The sequence below is a fragment of the Streptomyces sp. NPDC051320 genome, from assembly GCF_040682175.1.
Taxonomy (GTDB): Bacteria; Actinomycetota; Actinomycetes; order Streptomycetales; family Streptomycetaceae; genus Streptomyces.
On sequence record NZ_JBFBAL010000004.1, the window covers coordinates 180325 to 205299 of the forward strand.

Sequence of the window (24975 nt, forward strand, 5' to 3'; positions counted from 1 at the left end):
CCCGCACTCAGTGCGGCCCGGCTACCGTGCGGTCAGTGGAAGAAGTGCCGCGTACCGGTGAAGTACATCGTCACGCCCGCCTTCTCGGCGGCCTCCACGACCTGCTCGTCGCGGATCGAACCGCCCGGCTGGACCACCGCCTTGACTCCGGCGTTGGCGAGGATCTCGAAGCCGTCCGGGAAGGGGAAGAACGCGTCGGACGCGGCGTACGCACCCCGGGCGCGCTCCTCGCCCGCGCGCTCCACCGCGAGCTTCGCCGAGTCGACCCGGTTGACCTGGCCCATGCCGACGCCGACCGAAGCGCCGTCCTTGGCCAGCAGGATCGCGTTGGACTTCACCGCGCGGCAGGCCTTCCAGGCGAACGACAGCTCGGCGAGCTCGTCGTCCGAGAGAGCCTCACCCGAGGCGAGCGTCCAGTTCGCGGAGTCGTCGCCGTCGGCCTGCAGCCGGTCGGCCGCCTGCAGCAGCGCGCCGCCGTCGATCTGCTTGACCTCGAAGGCCGCTGACGGAGCGTCCGGACAGCGCAGCACCCGGAGGTTCTTCTTGCGGGTCAGCGCTTCGAGGGCGCCGTCCTCGTAGTCCGGGGCGACGATGACCTCGGTGAAGATCTCCGCGACCTGCTCCGCGAGGGCGACCGTGACCGGCCGGTTGACGGCGATCACGCCCCCGTAGGCGGAAACCGGGTCACAGGCGTGCGCCTTGCGGTGCGCCTCGGCCAGATCACCCGCGATGGCGATACCGCACGGATTGGCGTGCTTGGTGATCGCCACACACGGCTCGGCGTGGTCGTACGCGGCCCGGCGCGCGGCGTCGGTGTCCGTGTAGTTGTTGTACGACATCTCCTTGCCGTGCAGCTGCTCGGCCTGAGCCAGGCCACCCGTGCCCGACAGGTACAGCGCGGCGCCCTGGTGCGGGTTCTCGCCGTACCGCAGCACGTTGCCGCGTTCGTAGGTCGCACCCAGGAACTCGGGGAAGCCGCTGTCGGACGCCGCCTCGTCAGCCGCGTAGTCGACCGCGAACCAACTGGCCACCGCGACGTCGTAGGCAGCGGTGTGCCGGAAGGCCTCGGCCGCCAGCCGCTTGCGCGCGGTCAGGTCGAATCCACCGCTCCGGACCGCGGCGAGCACGTCCGCGTACCGCTGGGGATGGGTGACGACGGCAACGGACGGGTGATTCTTGGCGGCGGCCCGGACCATCGAAGGTCCGCCGATGTCGATCTGCTCGACACACTCGTCGTCGGTGGCGCCCGACGCGACGGTCTGGGTGAACGGGTAGAGGTTGACCACGACCAGGTCGAAGGGCTCCACGCCCAGCTCGTCGAGCTGGTGCCGGTGGTCGTCGAGCCGCAGATCGGCGAGGATTCCGGCGTGCACCCGGGGGTGCAGCGTCTTGACCCGGCCGTCCAGGCACTCCGGGAAGCCCGTGAGCTCTTCGACCTTGGTGACCGGCACGCCGGCAGCCGCGATCTTCGCGGCGGTGGAACCGGTGGAGACGAGCGTGACACCCGCCTCGTGCAGTCCGAGGGCCAGCTCCTCCAGACCGGACTTGTCGTAGACGCTGACGAGCGCGCGGCGGATGGGCTTAACGGTGTCCGTAATCTCGGTGTGCACCGACCTGAACCTTTCGTCCCTCAATGCGATAGCCGTCACGGGACAGACGCCCCACGACATCGACGAGCAGCTGTCGCTCGACTTCCTTGATGCGCTCGTGGAGAGCGCTTTCGTCGTCCTGCTCCCGGATCTCGACCACGCCCTGCGCGATGATCGGGCCGGTGTCGACGCCGTCGTCGACGAAGTGGACGGTGCAGCCGGTGACCCGCACGCCGTACGCGAGCGCGTCGCGTACGCCGTGCGCTCCCGGAAAGGCGGGCAGCAGGGCCGGATGGGTATTGACGAACCGGCCGCCGAAGACCCCGAGGAATTCCTTCCCCACGATCTTCATGAAACCGGCCGAGACGACCAGGTCCGGCCGGTGCGCGGCGGTGGCCTCGGTCAGTGCGGCGTCCCAGTTCTCGCGGCCCGGGTAGTCCTTCACCTTGCATACGAAGGTCGGAATCCCGGCGCGGCGGGCCCGCTCGAGCCCGGCGATGTCGTCGCGGTCCGCGCCGACCGCGACGACCTCGGCGCCGTAGGCGGCCGGGTCGTCACCGATGGCGTCGAGCAGTGCCTGGAGATTGGTTCCGGAACCGGAGACCAGCACGACCAGGCGGGCGGGAGTGTGCGGGGAGGCCACGGCGGGGCCCTTTCTGGATACGACTTGTGCGGTCATACGAATTGATCTCATCCCCCGATACGGGGAACTCTACGAACGCGCCGACCGTCGGCAACGATACCGGCACACCGAGCGGCCCCCACGGGACGGGGCCACAGCCGGGAGGTAGCGTCTGGGGACAGGACCGTCTTCCGGACGGGAACCGAATGAGGGGAAGACGTTCACCAGATGCAGGACCGACGCCACCGCGCGACTCTCCGCACCCCACTGCAGGAGCAGGTTTCGATGCTGCTGCGGGAACGCCGGCCCTCTTCCACGGAGCCCGACGACAACCCCTTCGCGCCACCGCCCGAGGACCGGCCGGAGCAGCCGTGGCAGCCCCGGCACCCGGCCAACGGTGACGAGGAGTCCTCGTCGTCCGAACCCTCTTCGCCCGGCCGTGGCAGCCAGTGGAGCCCGGTGCAGCCGGGTCGCCAGGACGGTGGTTTCGGCAGCGGACCGCAGCGGCCCAAGAGCGGCCCGAACGAGCCGGACGGCGGCCAGGGCGGTAAGGGCGGCCCGGGGCCCGGGCTGCGCTGGGACCCGACGGACCCTGTTCAGCGCCGGGCGCGCTATGCCCTGCTCGCCGGGATGTGGGCGTTCTTCTTCGCCCTCTTCAATCTGCCGCAGGTCGGACTGCTGCTCGGCGCCCTCGCGGTGTACTGGGGCGTCAGCTCGCTGCGGGCGGAGCCGCGGCAGCGAGCCGGCGGGCACCCGGCTCTGCACCCGCGGACCGACGCGACGGCGCGGCCGACGGGCCCGCCTGCCGCGCCGGCGGCTCCCGGTCCGTATCCCGGCTCGTCGAAGCCGCAGATCACAGCGGCGGTGAGCGGTCTGGTGACGGCGGGCCTCGCGCTCCTGATCGTGGCGCTCACGTTCACGTCCCAGCTGGTGTACCGGGACTACTACACGTGTGTGCACGACTCGCTGACCAAGCAGGGTCAGCTCGCATGCAACTCCCATCTCCCGGACTCACTGGTGCCGATCCTCGGAACGAAGAAGTAGGAAGAGTCGCGGACGCAGGGGCCGCCGGGGCCGGCCGCCCCCGGTCAGTCCCTGTCGGAGGGCTGCTGCGCGGTGGCGTCCGGGGGGTCCGAATCCGGGGGCTCCGAGTCGGGGCGCTCCGAGTCGGGGCGCTCGGCGGCCTGGGACTCGGCGGCCGGGGGCTCGGCGTCGGTGGTACCGGTGTCCGTCACGTTTGTCTCTGCTGGTGGCCGGTCACCGCCCTCTTCGGCGGAACCGTCACCCGAGGCGACGCCGGCGCCGCTGCCCCGGGACGTGCTGCCCGTCTCCTTGGACGCCGTGGACGCCTTGGCGCCGGTGGACTCCTGCGCTGCGGGCTCCGATGTCAGGGCCTGCTCCGGGGGCTCTGTGTGCGGTGCGAGGACGGGTGACGCCGGCGCCGCCGGAAGGGCGTCCTCGAGCGCCTGAACCGCGCTCAGCACCTCGGCGACCGCCTCGGCGGCCCGGGCATGCGCGTCCTCGGGCCTGCTCCCGGCGCCGCCGGGCGCCCCGCCGGTCGGGACCTTCGTATCCGGGCCGGCGGGTGCCGTGCGCCGCCACCAGCCCCGCCGCTCCGGCCGCGCCGCCCGCTCCCGCTCCGCCGTCTTCGCGGCGTGAACGGCCTGCGCGGCCTGCGCGGCCTTCGCCGCTCGCGCCGCCTCGGCGTTCTTCGCGGCCGTTGCCGCCGCCTTGCGTGCGGCCCTCTCGGGGTGCCCTGCCCACCAATGTCTGACAAGCGCCACCGGCATGCCCGCGGTCAGGGTCCAGGCCAGGGCCGCCGCTCCGGTACGCCACCACACCGGCCCGAAGGACCTCAGAGCGCCCGTCCCCAGCGGACCGCCCGCCAGCCCCGCCAGTACCGCCATCGCGATCGCACACCCCAGCGCTGCCACGGCGGCCGTACGCACGGTGTCGCGCAGCGCCCGGCGCCGGCCCCTGGGCCCTACCCGGGTCGCGAACCAGCCGAGCACCACCCCTGCGGCCACCGGAACTGCGGCGACCGCCCAGGTCAGCGGGGTGCCGCGGCCCTCGGTCGGTAGCGCGGCCAGCAGTGGGAAGTACGGCAGGGCGGGATTTCCGACCGTCGCGAGTGGCGTGGCCGTCGCCCCGACGCCGAGCGCGAAGCCCGGGCCGAGCGCGTATGACGCCGCCCACACCGCCGCGTTCGGCACCAGCGCGACCGCCAGCAGCAGGACCGCGAACCGGCCCGACCACACCCCGGTGAGCTGCATCAGAGACGCCCGGGCCGCCCCTTCGTGCCACACGAGCGAGCCGCCGACCAACAGGGCGCCGCCACCCACCAGCACGGCGGTCGCCGCGCCGGCCGACCTGAGCGCGGCGGCCGCCCAGGGGCGCCCGAGCGAGTTCCGTACGCCTGCGGGCACCACGACGCACAGCCATCGGGGAAACGGGCCGCCGGGGCACCCGTTCGCCTTCCAGACACCGATGCCGGCCGCGCCCCCGATGGCGGCCGGCAGATGGAGCAGTGCGCTCACCGGCGCGGCGGGCATCGGGCCGCCCGCCGCGTACGCCAGTACGGCGGCGGTGACCAGCAGATAGCCGCCCGTCACCGCTGTGAAGGCGCCGCGGTCGGTGGCGACGGGACGGCGTTCCTCGGGGTCGAGCGCGTCGCGCGCGGCCCGGTAGATCAGCCACATCGGCAGGAGCATCAGCAGCATCGGCGCCACCCCGAGCGGGGCCGGTGCACCGGAGAGGGTGCTCTGCCTGGTCAGTGCGGTGCCATGGGCGAGCAGCCACAGTCCGGCCGTGACATGCAGGGCGCCGCGGGGGCCGCTGTCCGGGTACGGAGAGCTGATCCACAGGAGCATCACCAGTACCGCCAGCGAGCTGAACCCGAGACCCGCCGCGACGGCCCCGCGCAGCACGCAGTGGGCCAGCGCGGTGGGTCGGCTCCGCAGGGGCGGGAGGAGCGGGCGGTATTCGGTCGTCTGGGTCACCCGGCCATGCTGCCAACGACACGCGCTTTCCCGGCGTAACGGCGAAAGGCCGGTCGTGTCACTCAATATACGTTTATGTACTTTTCAGACTGGTGCATGGCCAGGGGCAGCGCAGCGGGCACCTCATGAACGCCACGCCGGCCGAGGCCTTCGACCTGCTCTATGCGGAAGCCGCCCCCGCCCTGGCCCACCAGACGTATCTGCTCACCGGCCGCCGCCGGCCGGCCGAGGAGTCCGTCGAACGTGCCTTCCAGCTGGCCTGGGAGCGATGGCCCGAGGTCGCGACCGACCCGGATCCGGCGGGGTGGGTGCGCGCTGCGGCATACGAGTACGCGGTATCGCCCTGGTACCTGCTGCGCCGGGGTTACGAGCAGCCCGACCACCCCGCCACCGATCCCGCGGGCTCGCCGCTGCGTGCGGCGCTGCTCGCGCTGCCGCCCGCCCACCGGCGCGCGCTGCTGCTCTACGACGGCCTGGGGCTCGACCTGCCGGAGACCGCCGCCGAGACCGAGGCGAGCACCCCGGCCACCGCCGGCCGGCTGCTGCATGCCAGGGCCGCCGTCGTCCGGCAGGTACCGGAACTGCGAACGCCGGGACTGCTGCAGGAACGTTTGAGCGCGCTCACCCTCAACGGCCCGGCCCCCGGGTTGCCCACCGCCCGGGCGGTGCGAACCGGCAGCGAGCGCAAGGCCCGGTTCTGGACGCGGCTCACCATCAGCTGCGTCGTGCTGCTCGCCGCGGTCACCGCCTTCGCCCTGGTCACCGCCCCCAACCACTACGCACGCCCGACCGGCCCGCCGCACCGCGTCGAGGGTGTCCCGCCGCGCGGCGGCCCGCAGCAGCTGACCACCGCCGACAAGAAACTCTGGAAGAAGCTCAGCACCGCCCGGCCGAACGGCCCGGGCCGTCTGGTCCCGCGACCCGAGTAGCAGCGGACATGCGACCGGGCCGGCACCCCCACGGGGGTACCGGCCCGGATCAGACAAACGATGACTACGCGCCGGCCAGGATCGCCCGGGCCAGCTTGGCGGTCTCGGTCGGCGTCTTGCCGACCTTCACGCCTGCGGCCTCGAGCGCTTCCTTCTTGGCCTGCGCCGTGCCGGAGGAGCCGGAGACGATGGCGCCGGCGTGGCCCATCGTCTTGCCCTCGGGCGCGGTGAAGCCCGCGACGTAGCCGACGACCGGCTTCGTCACGTTCTTCGCGATGTAGTCGGCCGCACGCTCCTCGGCGTCGCCGCCGATCTCGCCGATCATCACGATCAGGTCGGTCTCGGGGTCGGCCTCGAACGCCGCGAGGGCGTCGATGTGCGTCGTACCGATGACCGGGTCGCCACCGATGCCGACGGCGGAGGAGAAACCGATGTCCCGGAGCTCGTACATCATCTGGTAGGTCAGCGTGCCGGACTTCGACACCAGACCGATGCGGCCGGGCTTGGTGATGTCACCCGGGATGATGCCGGCATTCGACTGGCCGGGGGTGATCAGGCCGGGGCAGTTCGGACCGATGATCCGGGTCTTGTTGCCCTTCGAGCCCGCGTACGCCCAGAAGGCAGCCGAGTCGTGCACGGCGATGCCCTCGGTGATGACGACCGCGAGGCCGATCTCCGCGTCGATCGCCTCGACGACCGCGGCCTTGGCGAAGGCCGGCGGCACGAAGACGACGGAGACGTCGGCGCCGGTCTTCTCCATCGCCTCGGCGACGGAGCCGAAGACGGGGACGGACGTACCGTCGAAGTCGACGGACGTACCGGCCTTGCGCGGGTTCACGCCGCCGACGATGTTGGTGCCGTCAGCGAGCATGAGCTTGGTGTGCTTCATGCCGGTGGCGCCGGTCATCCCCTGGACGATGACCTTGCTTTCCTTGGTCAGGAAAATAGCCATGGTGTTAGTGCCCTTGTTCCCTTGTCGTGTCGAAGACGCGCGATGTCAGCGTGCAGCCGCGAGCTCGGCGGCCTTGTCGGCGGCGCCGTCCATGGTGTCCACGCGCTGCACCAGCGGGTGGTTGGCGTCCGACAGGATCTTGCGACCCAGCTCCGCGTTGTTGCCGTCGAGGCGCACGACCAGCGGCTTGGTGACCTCTTCGCCCTTGGACTTGAGGAGCTCGAGCGCCTGGACGATGCCGTTGGCGACCTCGTCGCACGCGGTGATGCCGCCGAAGACGTTGACGAACACGGACTTGACGTCCGGGTCGCCGAGGATGATCTCCAGGCCGTTCGCCATGACCTCTGCGGAGGCGCCGCCACCGATGTCGAGGAAGTTGGCGGGCTTTACGTTGTTGTGCTTCTCACCGGCGTAGGCGACGACGTCGAGGGTGCTCATCACGAGCCCCGCACCGTTGCCGATGATGCCGACCTCACCGTCGAGCTTGACGTAGTTGAGGTTCTTGGCCTTGGCGGCGGCCTCGAGCGGGTTGGCCGCCGCCTTGTCCTCGAGAGCCTCGTGCTCGGGCTGGCGGAAGTCGGCGTTCTCGTCGAGCGAGACCTTGCCGTCAAGGGCGATGATCTTGCCGTCACCGGACTTGATCAGCGGGTTGACCTCGACGAGGAGGGCGTCCTCCTTGATGAAGACGGTCCACAGCTTCTGCAGGACGTCGGCGACCTGTCCGGCGATCTCGGCCGGGAACTTCGCCGCGGCGACGATCTCGGCGGCCTTCTCCGGCGTGCAGCCGTCGTTGGCGTCGACCGGGATCTTCGCCAGCGCGTCGGGGTTCTCCTCCGCGACGATCTCGATCTCCACGCCGCCCTCGACGGAGGCCATGGCGAGGAAGGTGCGGTTGGTGCGGTCCAGCAGGAAGGAGACGTAGTACTCCTCCGCGATGTCCGCGGTCTGGGCGAGCATGACCTTCTGGACCGTGTGGCCCTTGATGTCCATGCCCAGAATGGCGTCGGCCTTCGCTACGGCGTCAGCCGGGTCGGAGGCGAGCTTCACGCCGCCGGCCTTGCCACGGCCCCCGACCTTGACCTGCGCCTTGACGACGGCCTTGCCGCCCAGACGCTCGGCCACCTCGCGCGCCGCCTCAGGCGTGTCGATGACTTCACCGGCCAGCACCGGTACACCGTGCTTGGCGAAGAGGTCCCTCGCCTGGTACTCGAACAGGTCCACGCGCGTCCGTCTCCCTTTGCTTTGAATCGTCGTCGCAGTAGTGATCGCGGTTCGTTCTCTGCGTGGGCGTGCCGCGAAGGGCAACGTGACCGCTGTCACAAGGGAGGCGTACACGGTGTCCGGGTACGCGGCATGTCCGTCTCGCAGGTTATCCCCGTGGGAGCTTGGTCCCTAAATCGCAGATCACACCTGCGCGGTGATTACGGTCACAGCACTCCCGCCCGGCACCAGCGTATCGCTTGCACTCGGCAACTGCCCCGTGAGCTGCGGTGATGCGGCTCCCGAGCCGACCGGGGGGCGGGTTACGGGTGCGGTCCGAGCGTGTCCGGGACATCGCCGGGGGTGACCGACGACACAAGCGGTCGCTTCTCTATCGCCGCCGCCATGACCTCCGGGAACCGGTCCGGAGTGCAGGCGAAGGCCGGCGCCCCCAGCGCGCCGAGGGCAGCCGCGTGCTCGTGGTCGTAGGCGGGTGCGCCCTCGTCGGACAGCGCGAGCAGCGCCACGAACTGCACCCCCGATGCCTTCATCGCCGCGACCCGCTTGAGCATCTCGTCCCGTATCCCGCCTTCGTAGAGGTCGCTGATCAGCACGACCACGGTGTCTGCGGGACGGCTGATCCGCGACTGGCAGTACGCGAGGGCCCGGTTGATGTCGGTCCCGCCGCCCAGTTGGGTGCCGAACAGGACGTCGACCGGGTCGTCGAGCTGGTCGGTCAGATCGACGACTGCCGTGTCGAAGACGACGAGCCGGGTGGCGAGGGAACGCATCGATGCGAGCACCGCGCCGAACACCGAGGCGTAGACGACCGAGGCCGCCATCGACCCGGACTGGTCGATGCAGAGGATCACGTCCTTCTTCACCGACTGCGAGGCGTGTCCGAATCCGACGAGCCGCTCCGGAACGATGGTGCGGTGCTCGGGCAGGTAGTTCTTCAGGTTGGCGCGGATGGTGCGGTCCCAGTCGATGTCCCGGTGGCGCGGACGGCTGATCCGCGCCGAGCGGTCCAGTGCCCCGGTGAGGGTGGCCCTGGTGCGCGTCGCCAGTCGCTTCTCCAGGTCTTCGACCACCTTGCGGACCACCGCCCGGGCGGTCTCCCTGGTGGTCTCCGGCATCGCCTTGTTGAGCGAGAGCAGAGTCCCGACGAGGTGCACGTCCGCCTCGACCGCCTCCAGCATCTCCGGTTCGAGCAACAGGGCCGACAGCCCGAGCCGTTCGATGGCGTCGCGCTGCATCACCTGGACGACCGAACCGGGGAAGTACCTGCGGATGTCCCCGAGCCAGCGCGCCACGGACGGCGCGGACGCGCCCAGCCCCGCAGATCGCTCGCCGCCGCCTCCGGAAGGCGTGCGCCAGGTCTCGGGGCGCCCGCTGCCGTAGAGCGCGCCCAGTGCGCCGTCCATCGCTGCGTCCTTGCCGCCGAGTGAGACCCCGGTGCCGTCCGCCGCCTCACTGCCGAGTACCAGCCGCCAGCGCCGTAGCCGGTCGTCCGCCGCGTGCATCAGCCCACCCCCACCAGGTCGTTGTTCCCGTCGATGTCATGGCCGTCAGCGCCATGGCCGTCGGCGCCTTGACCGTCGGCGCCATGACCGTCAGCGCCATGGCCGTCGGTGTGTTGACCGTTGGTGTGTTGACCGTTGGTGTGTTGACCGCCGCCGAGGATAAGCCGCAGGACCGGAAGCACCGCATCCGCACGCTCCGTGTCGAGCCCGGCGCCGAAGCCGGGCGCCGAGGTCTCCGGCGCACCGGCCCGGCTCCGGCCACCATCGGCCGGACCGCGCCCGACCAGCTCACCAAGGGTGCGGCGGACGCCTGGCTGGTACGCCGAGAAGGTGCGGCGCAGCAGGGGCAGCACGTCGGTGAACGCGTCCGTCGGTACACCCGTCAGCCAGCTGTCGATCAGCCCGAGCAGCCGCTCGTCGTGGACCAGCAGCATGCCTCCGCCGGAGGCCCCGCCGACGAAGCCCTCGATCCAAGCGGCGGCATCGGCGGGCGGCGCACCTGGTGACAGAGCGAGTCCCATCAGCAGCGCCGCCGCTTCCTGCGCCAGGAGGCCATCGTCGAGCAGCAGGCGGGCCGCCCGCCCGCGTATCACCCCGGCGACCGAGTCACGCCGGGCCAGTCTGCCCAGCACATCGGCCCAGCGGTCGCGGAGTTCTCCGGTGTCCGGCAACAACCCCATGGCGGTGTGCACCGCGTCCAGGTGGGTGCGCATCTGCTGCGCGCCATCGGCGTCCAGGCCGGCGCAGGCCGGTGGCAATCCGACGCAGATGCGCTCGGCCAGGCCGACCGCCACCTCGCCCAGCGCGGCGGTATCCGTGGAGCGCACGTCCCCGTATCGCAGCGAGCGGGCCAGCGCGGGCAGCGCCTGGGCGAGGTGCCCGACGTCGGTGTCCAGCGCGGCACGGTCGGCGAGCGCTCGCATCACCACCGGGAGGGCGTCCGGCAGTTCGGCGAGCAGACACTCCTCGGCCAGCGCGGTGACCGCCGAGAGCGCGGTCGCCGATATGGCCTGCGCCTCGGCCTTGGCGGTGGCTGCGGACAGCACGGTCGTTCCCCACACTCCGGCCTCCGCGACCCGCACCGCGAGCTCCGGCTCCCAGCGCAACCGCCAACTCTCCCGGAAGGTGCCGGCGCTCCCGCGGCCTGCGGCAGGCTCGCCCCAGCGCACTCCGAGCAGCCGCAACCGGTGCAGCATCCGGGAACGTGCGGCGTCGGTCTCCTTCCGCAGATCGAGATCCAGCTCCCGGTCCACCGCTTCCGGTCTGAGCCGCAGGGATCGCTGAGCGCGCGTCAGGTCACGTTGGAGCGGTACGGCCGGTGAGGTGTCCGGGACCTCGCCGAGCACATCGCCGACGACGAGCCGGTCCTGTATCAGAGCGAGTGGTATGTCGGAGCCTTCGCACATCACCGCCCGGATCGCGTCGGTCGTCTCGGTCAGTCCGGGCAGTGGACGCCCCCGCATGGCGGCGAGCGCCCCGGCCAGCCGCACCGCCTCGATGACGTGTGCCGACGAGATCGGCCGGTCCTCGCTCCGCAGCAGCCGGGCGACCTTGGTCATCCAGCGCTCCACGGGGCGGTCGGTGGCGCTGAACAGATGCCCGTACCAACCGGGCGACTCGATGCCCGCGCCGTAACCACTGCGCCGGGCGAGTCTGCGATGGGTCCAGGGCACCCAGGTCATCTCGGTTCTGACCCTGGGCAGCCCCTTGAGCAGGGCCCGGTCGGCGGCGAGAGTGGTCTTCGCGGCAAGCGCGGGCACATGCCAAGCGCCGCAGACCACGGCCACCGCCGACCCGAATTCCTTCCGGGCGGCGCGCAATTGGATGCGCATGCAGGCCTCGCGCGCCGCATCGTGCGGAAAACCGCCGTCGCCGAATGTGTCCCGCAGCGCGCCCATGGCTTCGGCGAGCGCGGTGAACGGCGCCAAGGCGTCCGCGGATCCGGAGGTTCGGTGTTCGACGACGTCCTCCCACCAGCGCTCGGCGTCGTCGTACCCGGCGGCCTCGGCGAGCACCCCGATGGGATCGATCCTTACCGCACCGGGTCCCGGACGGGTCTCCGGATCGGCCCGTGGGTCTGCTCCCCAGTCTGCTTCCGGGCTGTCCTCCCTCTCTTCCCACGCAGCCGTCCCGTCCTCCGCCACCGCCAGCGAGTGAGCCGCCGGCAGGTCGATGAAGCGAACCGGCACCTGGTGCTGCTGGGCCCAGCGGATCGCCACCCATTCCGGTGAGAAGTCGGCGAGCGGCCAGAACGCGGCTCTGCATGGGTCGTCCACGACGTGGGCCAGCAGCGCGACCGGCGGACGCATCTCGGGATCGGCGGCGAGCGACAGCAACGCGTCGCCCTCGGGCGGCCCTTCGATCAGTACGGCGCTGGGTGCCGCAGCCTCCAGTGCGGCCCGCACCGCGCGGGCCGAGCCCGGTCCGTGATGGCGCACCCCGAGGAGCAACGGGGTGGCGAACTCGTGAGGCGTCGAGGATGCCGTCATACCGAGACCTCCCGGCAGGCGCGATAGAAGTCCTTCCAGCCCTCCCGCTCGCGGACCACCGTCTCCAGATACTCCTGCCAGATCACCCGGTCGGCCGCCGGTTCGCGGACGACCGCGCCGAGCAGCCCCGCGGCGACGTCGGCCGGCCGCAGCACGCCGTCCCCGAAGTGCGCGGCGAGCGCCAGGCCGTTGGTGACGACGGAGATCGCCTCAGCCGTGGACAGTGTCCCCGACGGGGACTTGACCTTGGTGCGCCCGTCGGCTGTCACCCCGCCCCGCAGTTCGCGGAAGACGGTGACCACCCGCCGGATCTCGTCCATGCCCTCGGGTGCGGCGGGCAGTTCGAGGGAGCGCCCTATCTGGTCGACCCGCCGGGAGACGATGTCGACCTCTGCGTCGGCCGATGCGGGCAGCGGCAGGACCACCGTGTTGAAGCGGCGGCGCAGGGCGCTGGAGAGTTCGTTGACCCCGCGATCGCGGTCGTTGGCCGTGGCGATCAGATTGAATCCGCGGACCGCCTGTGTCTCCTGGCCCAGCTCCGGAATGGGCAGTGTCTTCTCCGACAGGATCGTGATCAGCGTGTCCTGCACATCGGCGGGGATCCGGGTCAACTCCTCGACCCGGGCGGTCATGCCCTCCGCCATCGCCCGCATCACCGGGCTGGGCACCAGGGCGTCCCGGCTCGGGCCGTGGGCCAGCAGCGCGGCGTAGTTCCAGCCGTATCTGATCGCTTCCTCCGGCGTGCCCGCGGTGCCCTGGACGAGCAGGGTGGAGTCACCGCTGACGGCCGCCGCCAGGTGTTCGGAGACCCAGGTCTTGGCGGTGCCCGGGACACCGAGCAGGAGCAGCGCGCGATCGGTGGCGAGCGTGGTGACAGCGACCTCGATGATGCGGCGCGGGCCGACGTACTTGGGAGTGATCACGGTGCCGTCGGGCAGCGAACCGCCCTGCAGATAGGTGGCCACGGCCCAGGGCGAGAGCCGCCAGCGCTCGGGACGCGGCCGGTCGTCGGCGGCGGCGAGTGCCGACAGTTCGTGGGCGAACGCGTCTTCGGCGTGCGGCCGCAGAACCTCTGCCGGGGTGGTTTCGGACGCGGTCATGGATCCCCCTCCAGATCATTCGACCCGATGTGCTTCCCACCGTGCACCATGGCACTGACAATCGACTGTTTCCGCAGGTCAGGATGGATTGTCAGTGGTGGCGCCTAGCTTGAGGAACATGCTGCGAAACAACGGGGAACAACACCCGGCGCCCCGGGAGCAGGGGGTGCGCTGGACGGTGGATCAGGTGCTCGCACTGGCTCCTGACGCGGCCTCACGTAAGGCGGGAAGCAGGCTCGGGTCACCAGGGCCTTGGTCGGAAACGGGGTGCGGAGGCGGTTCGGGTGCCGTTTGGGGACTGTGTGGGGGAAGCGGCAGCAAGCCGTACCGGACCGTCGTGGACACGGCGGGCGTGGCGTACCGGTGCAGCTGTCCCAGCCGGAAGTTCCCCTGCAAGCACGCACTGGGGCTTTTGTTGCTCTGGGCGGCGGAAGCGCATGAGGTGCGGGAGACGGAGACACCGCCGGAGTGGGCCGGCGAGTGGCTCCGCACACGGCAGCAGCAGGGTGCTCGGCAGCAGCAGACGCGGGAGCCGAGCGGTGGGCCCGGTCCCGTGGCGGCGAGCGCGGTTGATCCGGAAGGGGCCAGGCGCAGGGCGGAGCGCAGGGCAGAGCGGGTCACCGCGGGGGCGACGGAGCTGGAGCAGCGGCTGGCGGATCTGCTGCGCGGCGGGCTCTCGACGGCCGAGCAGGCGGGGTACGACCTGTGGGAGGAGACGGCCGCCCGGATGATCGACGCGCAGGCGCCCGGACTGGCCGGCCGGGTGCGGGAGTTGGGGGCGATACCGGCCTCGGGGCCCGGCTGGCCGGTGCGGCTGCTCGAGGAATGCGCCCTGCTGCATCTGCTCGACCGGGCCTGGCTGGACCGCGAACTGCTGCCGGAGCCGCTGGCGGCGACGGTCCGGTCACGCATCGGGCTTCCCACCGCGCCCGCCGGCCCGGCCCTCCGCGACCACTGGCTGGTGCTGTCGCAGTACGACACCTTCGACGGCAAGCTCACCACGCGACGGATCTGGCTGTACGGCCGTCGGACCGGCAGGACGGCCCAACTGCTGGACTTCGGGGCAGCGGGGCGGCCACCGGGAACCGCCCTGCCGACGGGTCTGACACTGGACGCCGAGCTCACCGCGTACCCGGGCGCGGGTCAACTGCGGGCCGCGCTCGGCGAGCGCTTCGGCATCCCCGCGCAGTCGGGAGGCCCACCGCCGGGAACGACGGTCGGCGGCGCACTCGCCGCCTACGGTCGAGCACTGAGCGACGATCCCTGGCTCACCGGGCGACCAGTGACCCTTGGCTCCGTCATACCGGTTCCCGACGCGGGCGACGGCGTCGGCTGGCAACTGGTCGACACCGATGGGCAGTCCGCCCTGCCCGTAGCGCCGGACGCACCGTCCCGGTCCGGGCTGTGGAGGCTCACCGCCCTCTCCGGCGGAGAGCCGGTCACCGTCTTCGGCGAGTGCGGTCACCGCGGCTTCACCCCGCTCACGGCCTGGCAGCCGGGCAGCTCCGACGCCGTACCCCTGCACCGTTGAGCGGAGCCACGCCGATCCGACCACTCCCTGATCCGACCACTCCCCGATCCGACCTTCCCCCACCCGAACCACTCGCCGGTCGAACCATCCGCCGATCCGAACCATCCACGGAGGGAACCGATGACCGGCACCGCCACCTGGGAAGACCTCGTCACCGCGGCTCTGCTCGGCACCGATCGCCGCCCATCGCCGGCCGGTGCCCCCGCACTGCTGGACATCGCCGCGGTGCACACCGTACGGCGAAGAGCCGGTCTGCGCCCGGCACCCGCCGCGGCTCGGCCGGTCCCGGCGCCGCCCGATCCACGGCCGGAGCCGCCGGCGGCCGCCCGGCGCAGACTTGCCCAGCTGCTCGCCGACCGGGCCGGAGCCTCGAACTCCGGCGGCCGACGTGGCGCTTCTCCCGATCTGACCGAGCTGCTGCCCCCATGGCTGACCGCGGCAGCCCACTTCGGCTACCGGGCACCGGCCTCGCTCATCGACGCGCTGCTGGACGCGGCGCGGGCGCGGTCGGATCTGCGGCCTCAGGCACTGGCCTTCGTCGGACCGCGCGGACTGTGGCTGGCCCGGCTCAACCCGGAGTGGAAGTACGCGCTGCGCGGCACGTCCGGCGCAGCCGTGCTGCCGTCACCGGACGATGCCGGAGCCGTCCGGCGTCTGTGGGAGGAGGGCCTGTTCGCCGAGCGGGTCGCCCTGCTCTCCGCGGTACGGGCCGATGCCCCCGCGGCCGGGCTCGACCTGCTCGCCACCACTTGGACGACGGAGCGGGCCGAGGACCGGCTGATGTTCCTGGACTCCCTGCGCACCAGGCTCACCGCAGCGGACGAACCCTTCCTGGAACAGGCCCTGTCCGACCGCAGCCGGAACGTCCGCAGTACGGCGGCCGAACTGCTCTCCGCGCTCCCCCGGTCCGCCCTGGCCGGCCGGATGGCGAGCCGTGCGGTGACCTGCGTCAGCCTGGACCGGACCGACGCCCACGCCCGTATCGCGGTCGAGGCGCCGCACGAATGCGACGCGGCGATGCAGCGCGACGGTGTGGTCCCGGTCCCTCCGGCAGGCCGCGGCGAGCGGTCCTGGTGGCTGGGCCAGCTGGTGGAGGCGGCGCCCCTCGCTGTCTGGCCCGGGGTGCTCGGTGGCCGTACGCCGCAGCAGATCGTCACGCTGGCAGTGACCGACGGCTGGGACGAGGAGCTGCACGCCGCTTGGTGCCGGGCCGCGGTACGGCAGGGCGACGCCGATTGGTCCCGTGCGCTGTTGGACGGCCCCGGTACGGCGTCCCTGGCCGAACGCGCCAAGCTGCTGGCCACCCTGCCGGACGGTGAGCGAGCCGACCGGGTCGCCCGCTTCATCGCGGGCCACGGCCTGTCCGAGGCGTTCCAGCTGCTGTCCGTCTGCGCGGTCCCCTGGGCCGAGCCACTGGGCCGGGCGGTGGTCGAGGCCCTGGAGATCGCCCGGGACGCGGGCAGCTACCCGTGGAGTTTCAGCGGTGTGATGGGCCTGGCCGAGCGCTGCCTGGACCCGGTGGAGGCGCGTCGGCTGGAGGCCCTCACCGCGATACCCGCCGAGGCGGAGGGAGCTTCGCCAGGGGCCGGGGGCTACTGGTCGGAGGCCTTTCAGCGGCTGGTGGCCACGCTGCAGCTGCGGGCCGCGATGTGGGAGGAGCTGGCGGGTACGTAACCCGCCGGGCGGGGATCTACGCCGCGCAGGGGTCTACGCCGCGCGGGGTTCTACGCCGCGCAGGGGTCTACGCCGCGCGGAGGTCTACGCCGCGCAGGGGTCTACGCCGCGCGGAGGTCTACGCCGCGCGGAGGTCTACGCCGCGCGGAGGTCTACGCCGCGCGGGGAGCCGCCACGCGGCGGCTCCTCCGTTGAGGTCCGGCAGCCCGGTTTCCCTACGCCTCGGCCGGCTGGCGGACATTCGCGTGGACCCAGTCCACGATGGAGGCCGTCGTCGCGCCGGGCGTGAAGATCTCCGCCACGCCCTGCTCCTTCAGCGGCGCGATGTCCGCCTCCGGGATGATCCCGCCGCCGAAGACCTTGATGTCCTCCGCCTCGCGTTCCCGGAGCAGATCGAGGACCTTCGCGAACAGCGTGTTGTGGGCCCCGGAGAGGATGGAGAGCCCGATGGCGTCCGCATCCTCCTGGATCGCGGTGTCCACGATCTGCTCGGGGGTCTGGTGAAGGCCGGTGTAGATGACCTCCATACCGGCATCCCGCAGCGCACGGGCGATCACCTTCGCGCCGCGATCGTGCCCGTCGAGTCCCGGCTTGGCGACCACTACGCGGATCGGACCGACGACACCCATCACTGCCTCCATGCACGATGTGAACGAACGTTATCCACAGCATCCCGCAACCAGCGGTTTCGCGGTGGCCGGAGAGGGGGAAATCACACATGGGACGTATTCGTTACGCGCCGTACCCCCCTTTCGGCAGACAAATGGGCCGCATCCGGGGCCGGTGCATCGGGAGTCGCAGTCGAGAGGCGGTCTCAGGTCCATCGGCCGGTCTCTCCCCGGTGACCCCATGAGTGCATACGGATGCCACCGCGTCACCCTCCGTATGCCGTTCAGGAGGTCGGCCAATGAAGGTCCTGCCCTTCGTCCTCAGCCCGCGGTGCTTGCTCAGCCCGCAGCTCCTGCGCAGCCCGGGAGCCCTGCTCAGCCCGGCGGGAGCCCTGCTCAGCCCGGGAGGCTTGATCCGGCACCTGCGCCTCTCCTCGGTGCTGCTGCGAGCCACCGCGCTCGATCTGGCGATTCTCGCCGGTCATCTGTTGCTCTATCCGTCCGGCATCTCGGCCGAGCGCAGGACCCTTCCACCCGTGAACGAGACCCCCGATTCCGCTTCCCTGACCACTGCGCAGGGCGTGGGAGCGGCCACGGTGAGTGATCAGCCGCCCGTCGTCCTGCTGCACGGCTTCATCGACAACCGCTCGGTGTTCCTCCTGTTGCGCCGCTCCCTGTCCCGGCACGGTCGCCACCATGCGGAGTCGCTCAATTACTCCTTGCTGACCTGCGATGTCCGCGCCGCTGCCGAGTTGCTGGGACGCCACATCGAGGAAATCTGTGCCCGCACCGGACACCACGAGGTGGACATCGTCGGCCACAGTCTGGGCGGACTGATCGCCCGCTACTACGTGCAGCGCCTCGGCGGCGACGTCCGCGTGCGGACACTGGTCACCCTCGGCACCCCGCATGCCGGCACTCAAATGGCCCAATTGCTGAGTGCTCATCCCCTGATGCGCCAGATGCTCCCGCACTCCGACCTGATCGAGGAGCTGCGCAGTCCGGCGGTGGGGTGCCGCACCCGGTTCGTGAGCTTCTGGAGCGATCTCGACCATCTGATGGCGCCGGTCGAGGCGGCCTGCATCGACCATCCGGATCTGATCGCGACCAACGTCCGGGTCACCGGCATCGGCCACCTCGCCCTGCCGGTTCACCCCGCTGTCGCAGCCGGTATCCGGCAGGCCCTGGACGCCCAGGAATCCACCGGCCTCGAGGGCACGGCGTCGGTGGCCTGAGGAAGGCCGCCTCGCCCCGGTGGCTCGAAAGGAGCCCCGGAAGCGGGTCGGCAGCTCGAACGCTCTCCGAACGCCGTGCCAAAGGTGGGCCCATAGTCCCCGAAAGACGGCCGAATGACCGTTTCGCGGGCCACTGATGGCCGCCGAAGATTGTCGCCGCGACGTACTGCCGGGTACAGTCGCGCCACTGCTCTGGACCGGGGGGTGCCCCAGGGCAGGGCCCTGCTGCCGAGGCGAGAGAGACGTTGGTGAACGACCAGCAAACCCACGCCGGGTATGTGGAAAGCGACTCCCCCCACACTCACGGTTACCCCACCGACGGCTACCCCGGCAGCAGTTACTCCACCGGCACGTACGCCGCCGATCCGCTCTTCGGCGATCTCCCCGGCCCTTACGCGGCAGGGCACTCGGCACATCACAGCGGGCAGTACGACACCACTCAGTGGGACACCGGGGCTCAACAGACGGCCGGTTACGACGCGGCCTATGCCGCCCAGCAGGTCCCGCAGGGTGGCGGGGACACCTACAACACCACCGGCCAGTGGTCCTTCCCGATGCCGGACCACGAGTCGCCGGCCCACGAAACGGGGGCCGCCGACTACGACGCGACCGGCCAGTGGGACGCCAACGCCTGGAACGGGACGGGCCAGTTCGAGACGGCCGCCCACGCCACCACGCAGTGGCCGGCCCAGGACTACGGCACGCAGATCACGTACGGCACCGGCACATACGGAAGCACCGGCGCCTACGCAGCGGACGGTTACGACGCCGGCAGCCACGACACGGGCGCCTACGACACGGGCGCCTACCTCGACGACCCGACCGCATACGGCACAAGCCAGTTCAGCGCCATCGACGTCGCAGACATCACCGACGTCCCCGACCTGGCGGCCACCGCGGAAACCGCGAACCCCACGGACACCCCGGAGACAGCGGGAACCGGCGACAGCCCGGACCACACGGAGCAGTCGGAGAGCCCCGACCCCCCGCCGTACGAGCTGAGCCACGCGCCCGCCGCCCGTCGCGCCTCCGGCGGGCGCGGCCGCCGCCGTACCCCCGCGAAGCGCTCCGCGCTGCTCACCGTCGCGGTCCCCTCGGTCTGTGTGATGGGCGTGGCCGGTGTCGCCGCCGCGACCGTCGGTGGGTTCAGCGGGGACGACAGCGGCGCCACGACCCGGGCCGCAGCCGACCCCTCCTCCGTCAAGCCGGTCGCCGTCAACAACAAGTTGGACACCCAGCTCGCCAACCTCAGTCATGAGGCCGACGACTTCGCCGACCGCGCCAGCCGCACGCAGGAGCGCATCGACCTCAAACAGCGGCAGGCCGACGCCAAGAAGAAGGCCGCGGAGGAGGCCGCACGCAAGGAAGCCGCGCGACCGAAGTTCCTGCTGCCGGTGAAACAGAAGGGCCTCAGCGCCTACTTCGGCCAGGCGGGGGTCAACTGGATGTCGGTGCACACCGGCATCGACTTCCCCGTCTCGTACGGGACACCGGTCATGGCGGCGACCGACGGCACGGTCCAGACCAAGTGGAACAGCGCTTACGGCAACATGGCCATGGTGACCGCGCCCGACGGCACCGTGACCTGGTACTGCCACCTCAGCAGCACCAAGATCCGTTCCGGCATCGTCAAGGCCGGTGACGTGATCGCCTACTCGGGGAACTCCGGCAACTCCACCGGACCGCATATGCACTTCGAGGTGCATCCGCACGGCGGAGCAGCCGTCGACCCGCTGCCGTGGCTGCGCAGCCACGGCCTCGACCCGACCTGAACGAAACCCCGCTACAGCTTCTCGACCGGTGCGTACCGCAACAGCAGTTTCTTCGGCCGCTCGTCGCCGAAGTCCACCGCCACCTGGGCGTCCGCACCTGACCCGGTCACCTGCATCACGGTGCCCAGACCGAACTGGTCGTGCGTGACCCGGTCCCCCACCTGCAGCGTGATCACCGGCTTGTCGCCGGCCCGCCGCGTCGCGAACCCCGTGGCACCGCCCGAACCGGAGCGCGACCGCGAGGACGACAGCGACGAGGTCAGCGAGGAAGTGACCCCGGACGTCGGGCCCGCCGGCGCCGCCATCGCTCCGGTGCGCTTCCACTCCAGGTGCTGCGCGGGGATCTCCTCCAGGAACCGCGAGGCCGGGTTGTAGGAGGGCTGTCCCCAGGCGCTGCGCAGTGTCGAGCGCGTCAGATACAGGCGTTCCCGGGCTCGGGTGATCCCCACGTACGCAAGCCGCCGCTCCTCCTCGAGCTCCTTCACCTGCCCCAGCGCGCGCATGTGCGGGAAGACGCCGTCCTCCATGCCGGTCAGGAACACCACCGGGAACTCCAGGCCCTTCGCGGTGTGGAGCGTCATCAGCGTTATGACGCCGGAGCCGTCCTCGTCCTCGTCGGGGATCTGGTCCGAGTCGGCGACCAGGGCGACCTTCTCCAGGAATTCCGCCAGCGTGCCCGCGCCCTCTTCCTCGCCGCGCTCCTGCTCGAACTCCAGCGCCACTGCGGCGAGTTCCTGGAGGTTCTCGATCCGGGTCTCGTCCTGCGGGTCGGTGGACGCCTGCAACTCGGCGAGGTAACCGGTCCGTTCGAGGACCGCCTCCAGCACCACCGCGGGTCCGGCCCCCGACTCGACGACGGTACGCAACTCCTCCATCAGCACGTTGAAGCGTTTGACGGCGTTCGATGAGCGGGCCGCCATGCCGTACGCCTCGTCGACCCGCCGCAGCGCCTGTGGGAAGCTGATCCGCTCGCGCTGCGAGAGCGCGTCGATCATCGCTTCGGCCCGGTCGCCGATGCCGCGCTTGGGCACGTTCAGAATGCGGCGCAGCGGAACGGTGTCTTCCGGGTTGGCCAGCACCCGTAGGTAGGCCAGCACATCGCGGACCTCCTTGCGCTCGTAGAACCGGACGCCGCCGACGACCTTGTACGGCAGCCCGACCCTGATGAAGATCTCCTCGAAGACACGGGACTGGGCGTTCGTACGGTAGAAGACGGCCACGTCACCCGCCTTCGCGTCGCCCGCGTCGGTCAGCCGGTCGATCTCGTCGGCGACGAACTGCGCCTCGTCGTGTTCGGTGTCCGCGACATAGCCGATGATCTTCGCGCCCTCGCCCGCCTCCGTCCAGAGGTTCTTGGCGCGGCGGTTCTCGTTGCGCTCGATCACGGCGTTGGCGGCGGAGAGGATCGTCTGGGAGGAACGGTAGTTCTGCTCCAGCAGGATGGTCGTGGCGTCCGGGTAGTCCTCTTCGAACTGGAGGATGTTACGGATGGTGGCGCCGCGGAACGCGTAGATCGACTGGTCCGCGTCACCGACCACACAGAGCTCTCCGGGGGCCTTGTCCTCCCCGGAGGGGCCCACCAGTTCCCGGACGAGCGTGTACTGGGCGTGGTTGGTGTCCTGGTACTCGTCCACCAGGACGTGCCGGAAGCGCATCCGGTAGTGCTCGGCGACGTCCGGGAACGCCTGGAGCAGGTGCACCGTGGTCATGATGATGTCGTCGAAGTCCAGGGCGTTGGCCTCGCGCAGCCGCGCCTGGTACAGCGCGTACGCCTCGGCGAGGGTCTTCTCAAAACCATCCGTGGCCTGCCCGGCGAAGGTCTCCTCGTCGATCAGCTCGTTCTTCAGGTTCGAGATCTTGGCGCTGAAGGACTTCGGCGGGTAACGCTTCGGGTCGAGGTCCAGGTCACGGCAGACCAGGGCCATCAGCCGCTTCGAGTCGGCCGCGTCGTAGATCGAGAACGACGACGTGAAGCCGAGCTTCTTGGACTCGCGGCGCAGGATGCGGACGCAGGCGCTGTGGAAGGTCATGACCCACATGGCCTGAGCGCGCGGGCCGACGAGCTCGGCCACCCGCTCCTTCATCTCGCCCGCGGCCTTGTTGGTGAAGGTGATCGCCAGGATCTGCCCGGGCTGCACCCCACGCGAGCCCAGCAGATGCCCGATCCGGTGGGTCAGCACCCTGGTCTTGCCGGAACCCGCCCCGGCCACGATGAGCAGCGGGGAACCCGCGTGCACGACGGCGGCGCGCTGCTCGGCGTTCAGCCCATCGAGCAGCGCGGCGGGGTCCACGGCCGGGCGCGGGGCGCCGTCCCGGTAGTACGCGTCCCGCGGGGGCGGGGGCCCGTCGAACGCGCCGCCGAAAAGGTCGTGCGGGACCTCTTCCCGGTCCCCCGGCCCGCCGGCGGGGTCCTCGGCGGGCGGCGGGGGCTCTTCCTCCGAAGGCTGGAGGCTCGCCAGGAAACTGTCGTCAAAGAGGCTGCTCATCGTCTACCGAGTCTAGGCCGACCCACCGACAGCCCGGAGCCGTATGCCCGAGCCGCATGTATCGAAGGGCGGCCCCAGGTCACGAAAATGTATCGGGCATATCGAACATCAGCCTTCCCAGCGGTCACAGGAGTTGGCTATCTTGCTCGCTCAGGACCGCCCGTACCCCATCGGCGAACCACGCCGAAGCGAGCGGCCCGCGCCGAGTCCGCTCTGCTGTAGGCCGCGTCACGTACCGGATATGTCACGACCGGATATGACGTATGTCGCACGGCAGAAGGAGCCGGGGACCCACCAAGCACCACCGGGGTGAATCGGTCCGCACCACCCAGGCACCACCGCACCATGGACCGTAGGGCGACCTTCCGAACGTGCCCGAACCCTCCCCAGAGCCTGAACGGCCTGGGCGGGTCCCCCACCGCTAACCCGGTAGGCGGTCCACGGAAGGAAATGCCTCACTTGGCATCGCACCGAAAGCCGCGCACCCGCTCGCACAGTACGGCCCCCGCCCTCGGCATCACCACGGCCGCGCTCGCCTCGGTCTCGCTGCTCGCCCAGAGCGCCGGTGCCGCTCCGGCTGCCGCCGCCAAGCCGAAGCCGAGCATCGAAGAGGTGCAGAAGAAGGTCGACGACCTGTACCGGGAGGCCGGGTCGGCCACCGAGAGGTACAACAAGGCGAAAGAGGACACGTCGACCCAGCGCAAGAAGGTCGACGGTCTGCTCGACCAGGTGGCCACGCGCACCGAAAAGCTGAACGAGTCCCGCCGGACGCTCGGCAACTACGCCGCCGCCCAGTACCGCGAAGGCACCCTCTCCTCCACGGCCACGCTGCTGCTGGCCGACGACCCGCAGTCGTACTTCGACCAGAACCACCTGATGGCCACGCTGACCGGCCGGGAGGGCAAGGCGGTCGCGGACTACCGGGTGCAGCAGAAGGCGGCGGCGGAGAAGCGCGGCGAGGCCGCGCGCAGTCTGGCGACGCTGACCGGAAAGCAGGCCTCGCTCAGGTCGAGCAAGGAGACCGTGCAGTCGAAGCTCGCCGAGGCGCGTCAGCTGCTGTCCAGGATGACCGCCGAGGAGAAGGCGCGGCTGGCGGCGCTGGAGAAGAAGAAGCAGGCCGAGGCCAAGCGCAAGGCGGCGAAGCTGGCGCAGGAGCAGGCCGCGGCGGAGCAGAAGCGCAAGGCCGCCGAGAAGGCGGCGGCGAACAGCGACAGCAGTACCGGATCAAGCACCGGTACCGGCGCCGGCAGCAGCACATCCTCCGGCAAGGCCGCCCAGGCCCTCGCCTTCGCCCGCGCCCAGATCGGCAAGCCGTACGTCTGGGGCGCCACCGGGCCCAGTTCCTACGACTGCTCGGGGCTCACCCAGGCGGCGTGGAAGGCAGCCGGCGTCGATCTGCCGCGGACCACGTGGGACCAGGTGAAGGTCGGCACCCGCATCGCCACGAAGGATCTGCGCCCCGGTGACCTGGTCTTCTTCTACGACGACATCAGCCACGTCGGGATGTACATCGGCAACGGCATGATGATCCACGCCCCGAAGCCGGGTGCGTATGTGCGTGAGGAGTCGATCTTCTACATGCCGGTCTACGGCAGCGTGCGACCGGGGTAGTGCCCGCTCAGGTCCAGAGCAGTGCGATGAAGATGTTGACGACGGTCAGACCGCCGACCGCCCCGAAGACGCGCTTGTCGATCCGGTCGTCGTCACGCTTCACGTAGACGAGCCCCAGGATGACCACCAGTACCGCGAGCTTGATCCCGTACTTGACGGTGTTGATGGTGTATCCGTCGGCCTGGCTCAGGCCGATCAGTGCCACCCCGGTGACCAGCATCGTCAGGGCGCCGTACAGCATCGGCTGCCCGAAGCGGGCGGTGCCCGAGCGCATCGGGCCGAGCTGGGTCAGAAAGCCGCCGAGCAGTGCCCCGATGCCGATGATGTGCAGGCCGACAACGGCATGGATCAGTTCGTTCATGAAATTCGACCTTAGCCACCCCGGCACCGGCTTCGGTCAGAGGGTCACGCAATCAACAAGTGCACCGAAGATTCAATGCTCCTGGACGGTCACGGTCGGCCAGATCCGACCAGTACCTTTCATGACGTCTCGTTCCCATAACCCCGGGTTTAACGTTCTTGATCAGGTGACCGGCTCCCCACCGCCGTCCGGAACCGGACGGCCGTCGGTCACCACCGCCGAGAGATCCGGCGGCGGCCCGCTCCCCCTGTGCGGACCGCCGCCGGACACGTATCCGTCCGTCGGCTCACCGGC

Annotated in this window: 18 protein-coding genes; 7 read left to right on the top strand and 11 right to left on the bottom strand. The window is 70.8% G+C overall.

Features of this window, described 5'->3' with window-relative positions:
- Positions 1 to 32 precede the first annotated feature (32 nt).
- Both purH and purN read right to left on the bottom strand, forming a co-directional pair.
- On the bottom strand, positions 33 to 1670 hold the full coding sequence (gene purH / locus AB0M87_RS11120; RefSeq protein WP_365851668.1) for a bifunctional phosphoribosylaminoimidazolecarboxamide formyltransferase/IMP cyclohydrolase: 1638 nt from the start codon (positions 1668 to 1670) through the stop codon (positions 33 to 35).
- Positions 1582 to 2268: a phosphoribosylglycinamide formyltransferase gene (gene purN, locus AB0M87_RS11125; protein WP_365851669.1), complete on the bottom strand. Its 687-nt coding sequence runs from the start codon at positions 2266 to 2268 to the stop codon at positions 1582 to 1584. The genes purH and purN overlap by 89 nt, the downstream gene beginning before the upstream one ends.
- Before the next feature lie 171 nt (positions 2269 to 2439).
- Here purN and AB0M87_RS11130 point away from each other — a divergent pair, with 171 nt between their 5' ends.
- Positions 2440 to 3255 (top strand): hypothetical protein, encoded by an 816-nt coding sequence (locus tag AB0M87_RS11130; protein ID WP_365851670.1) that lies wholly within the window; start codon positions 2440 to 2442, stop codon positions 3253 to 3255.
- 44 nt (positions 3256 to 3299) lie between these two features.
- On the opposite strand, the gene AB0M87_RS11135 is transcribed toward AB0M87_RS11130, so the two are convergent.
- A complete protein-coding gene (locus AB0M87_RS11135) occupies positions 3300 to 5210 on the bottom strand; it encodes a DUF6350 family protein (RefSeq protein ID WP_365851671.1) in 1911 nt (636 codons plus the stop codon).
- Positions 5211 to 5335: 125 nt separating this feature from the next.
- Here AB0M87_RS11135 and AB0M87_RS11140 point away from each other — a divergent pair, with 125 nt between their 5' ends.
- Entirely contained in the window at positions 5336 to 6139 is an 804-nt protein-coding gene (locus tag AB0M87_RS11140; protein WP_365851672.1) for a hypothetical protein, read from the top strand.
- A gap of 64 nt (positions 6140 to 6203) precedes the next feature.
- On the opposite strand, the gene sucD is transcribed toward AB0M87_RS11140, so the two are convergent.
- The 5 genes from sucD to AB0M87_RS11165 all read right to left on the bottom strand — a co-directional run bounded on the left by sucD (position 6204) and on the right by AB0M87_RS11165 (position 13403).
- Positions 6204 to 7091, bottom strand: a complete 888-nt coding sequence (gene sucD / locus AB0M87_RS11145; protein ID WP_365851673.1) for a succinate--CoA ligase subunit alpha — start codon at positions 7089 to 7091, stop codon at positions 6204 to 6206.
- A gap of 45 nt (positions 7092 to 7136) precedes the next feature.
- On the bottom strand, positions 7137 to 8312 hold the full coding sequence (gene sucC / locus AB0M87_RS11150) for an ADP-forming succinate--CoA ligase subunit beta (protein WP_365851674.1): 1176 nt from the start codon (positions 8310 to 8312) through the stop codon (positions 7137 to 7139).
- 302 nt (positions 8313 to 8614) lie between these two features.
- Complete coding sequence (locus tag AB0M87_RS11155) at positions 8615 to 9814, bottom strand: VWA domain-containing protein (RefSeq protein WP_365851675.1); 1200 nt, start codon at positions 9812 to 9814, stop codon at positions 8615 to 8617.
- Positions 9814 to 12303 carry a DUF5682 family protein gene (locus AB0M87_RS11160; protein ID WP_365851676.1) on the bottom strand — a complete coding sequence of 830 codons (2490 nt, stop codon included), beginning with the start codon at positions 12301 to 12303 and terminating at the stop codon, positions 9814 to 9816. Before AB0M87_RS11160 ends, AB0M87_RS11155 begins: the two co-directional genes overlap by 1 nt.
- Complete coding sequence (locus AB0M87_RS11165; protein ID WP_365851677.1) at positions 12300 to 13403, bottom strand: AAA family ATPase; 1104 nt, start codon at positions 13401 to 13403, stop codon at positions 12300 to 12302. Before AB0M87_RS11165 ends, AB0M87_RS11160 begins: the two co-directional genes overlap by 4 nt.
- A gap of 118 nt (positions 13404 to 13521) precedes the next feature.
- On the opposite strand from AB0M87_RS11165, the gene AB0M87_RS11170 reads away from it, so the two are divergent.
- Both AB0M87_RS11170 and AB0M87_RS11175 read left to right on the top strand, forming a co-directional pair.
- The gene (locus tag AB0M87_RS11170; protein WP_365851678.1) at positions 13522 to 14934 is read left to right on the top strand and encodes an SWIM zinc finger family protein; all 1413 of its coding nucleotides are present in this window, start codon (positions 13522 to 13524) and stop codon (positions 14932 to 14934) included.
- Between the two features lie 120 nt (positions 14935 to 15054).
- Positions 15055 to 16608, top strand: a complete 1554-nt coding sequence (locus AB0M87_RS11175; protein WP_365851679.1) for a DUF5691 domain-containing protein — start codon at positions 15055 to 15057, stop codon at positions 16606 to 16608.
- A gap of 215 nt (positions 16609 to 16823) precedes the next feature.
- On the opposite strand, the gene AB0M87_RS11180 is transcribed toward AB0M87_RS11175, so the two are convergent.
- On the bottom strand, positions 16824 to 17237 hold the full coding sequence (locus tag AB0M87_RS11180) for a cobalamin B12-binding domain-containing protein (RefSeq protein ID WP_365851680.1): 414 nt from the start codon (positions 17235 to 17237) through the stop codon (positions 16824 to 16826).
- Between the two features lie 278 nt (positions 17238 to 17515).
- Here AB0M87_RS11180 and AB0M87_RS11185 point away from each other — a divergent pair, with 278 nt between their 5' ends.
- On the top strand, positions 17516 to 18451 hold the full coding sequence (locus AB0M87_RS11185) for an alpha/beta fold hydrolase (protein WP_365851681.1): 936 nt from the start codon (positions 17516 to 17518) through the stop codon (positions 18449 to 18451).
- Between the two features lie 248 nt (positions 18452 to 18699).
- The gene (locus AB0M87_RS11190; RefSeq protein WP_365851682.1) at positions 18700 to 20223 is read left to right on the top strand and encodes a M23 family metallopeptidase; all 1524 of its coding nucleotides are present in this window, start codon (positions 18700 to 18702) and stop codon (positions 20221 to 20223) included.
- A gap of 11 nt (positions 20224 to 20234) precedes the next feature.
- On the opposite strand, the gene pcrA is transcribed toward AB0M87_RS11190, so the two are convergent.
- A complete protein-coding gene (gene pcrA / locus AB0M87_RS11195) occupies positions 20235 to 22709 on the bottom strand; it encodes a DNA helicase PcrA (protein ID WP_365851683.1) in 2475 nt (824 codons plus the stop codon).
- 459 nt (positions 22710 to 23168) lie between these two features.
- On the opposite strand from pcrA, the gene AB0M87_RS11200 reads away from it, so the two are divergent.
- A complete protein-coding gene (locus AB0M87_RS11200; protein ID WP_365851684.1) occupies positions 23169 to 24320 on the top strand; it encodes an NlpC/P60 family protein in 1152 nt (383 codons plus the stop codon).
- A 7-nt stretch (positions 24321 to 24327) separates the two neighbouring features.
- Here AB0M87_RS11200 and AB0M87_RS11205 read toward each other — a convergent pair whose 3' ends face one another.
- Complete coding sequence (locus tag AB0M87_RS11205) at positions 24328 to 24681, bottom strand: hypothetical protein (RefSeq protein WP_365851686.1); 354 nt, start codon at positions 24679 to 24681, stop codon at positions 24328 to 24330.
- Between the last annotated feature and the right edge of the window lie 294 nt (positions 24682 to 24975).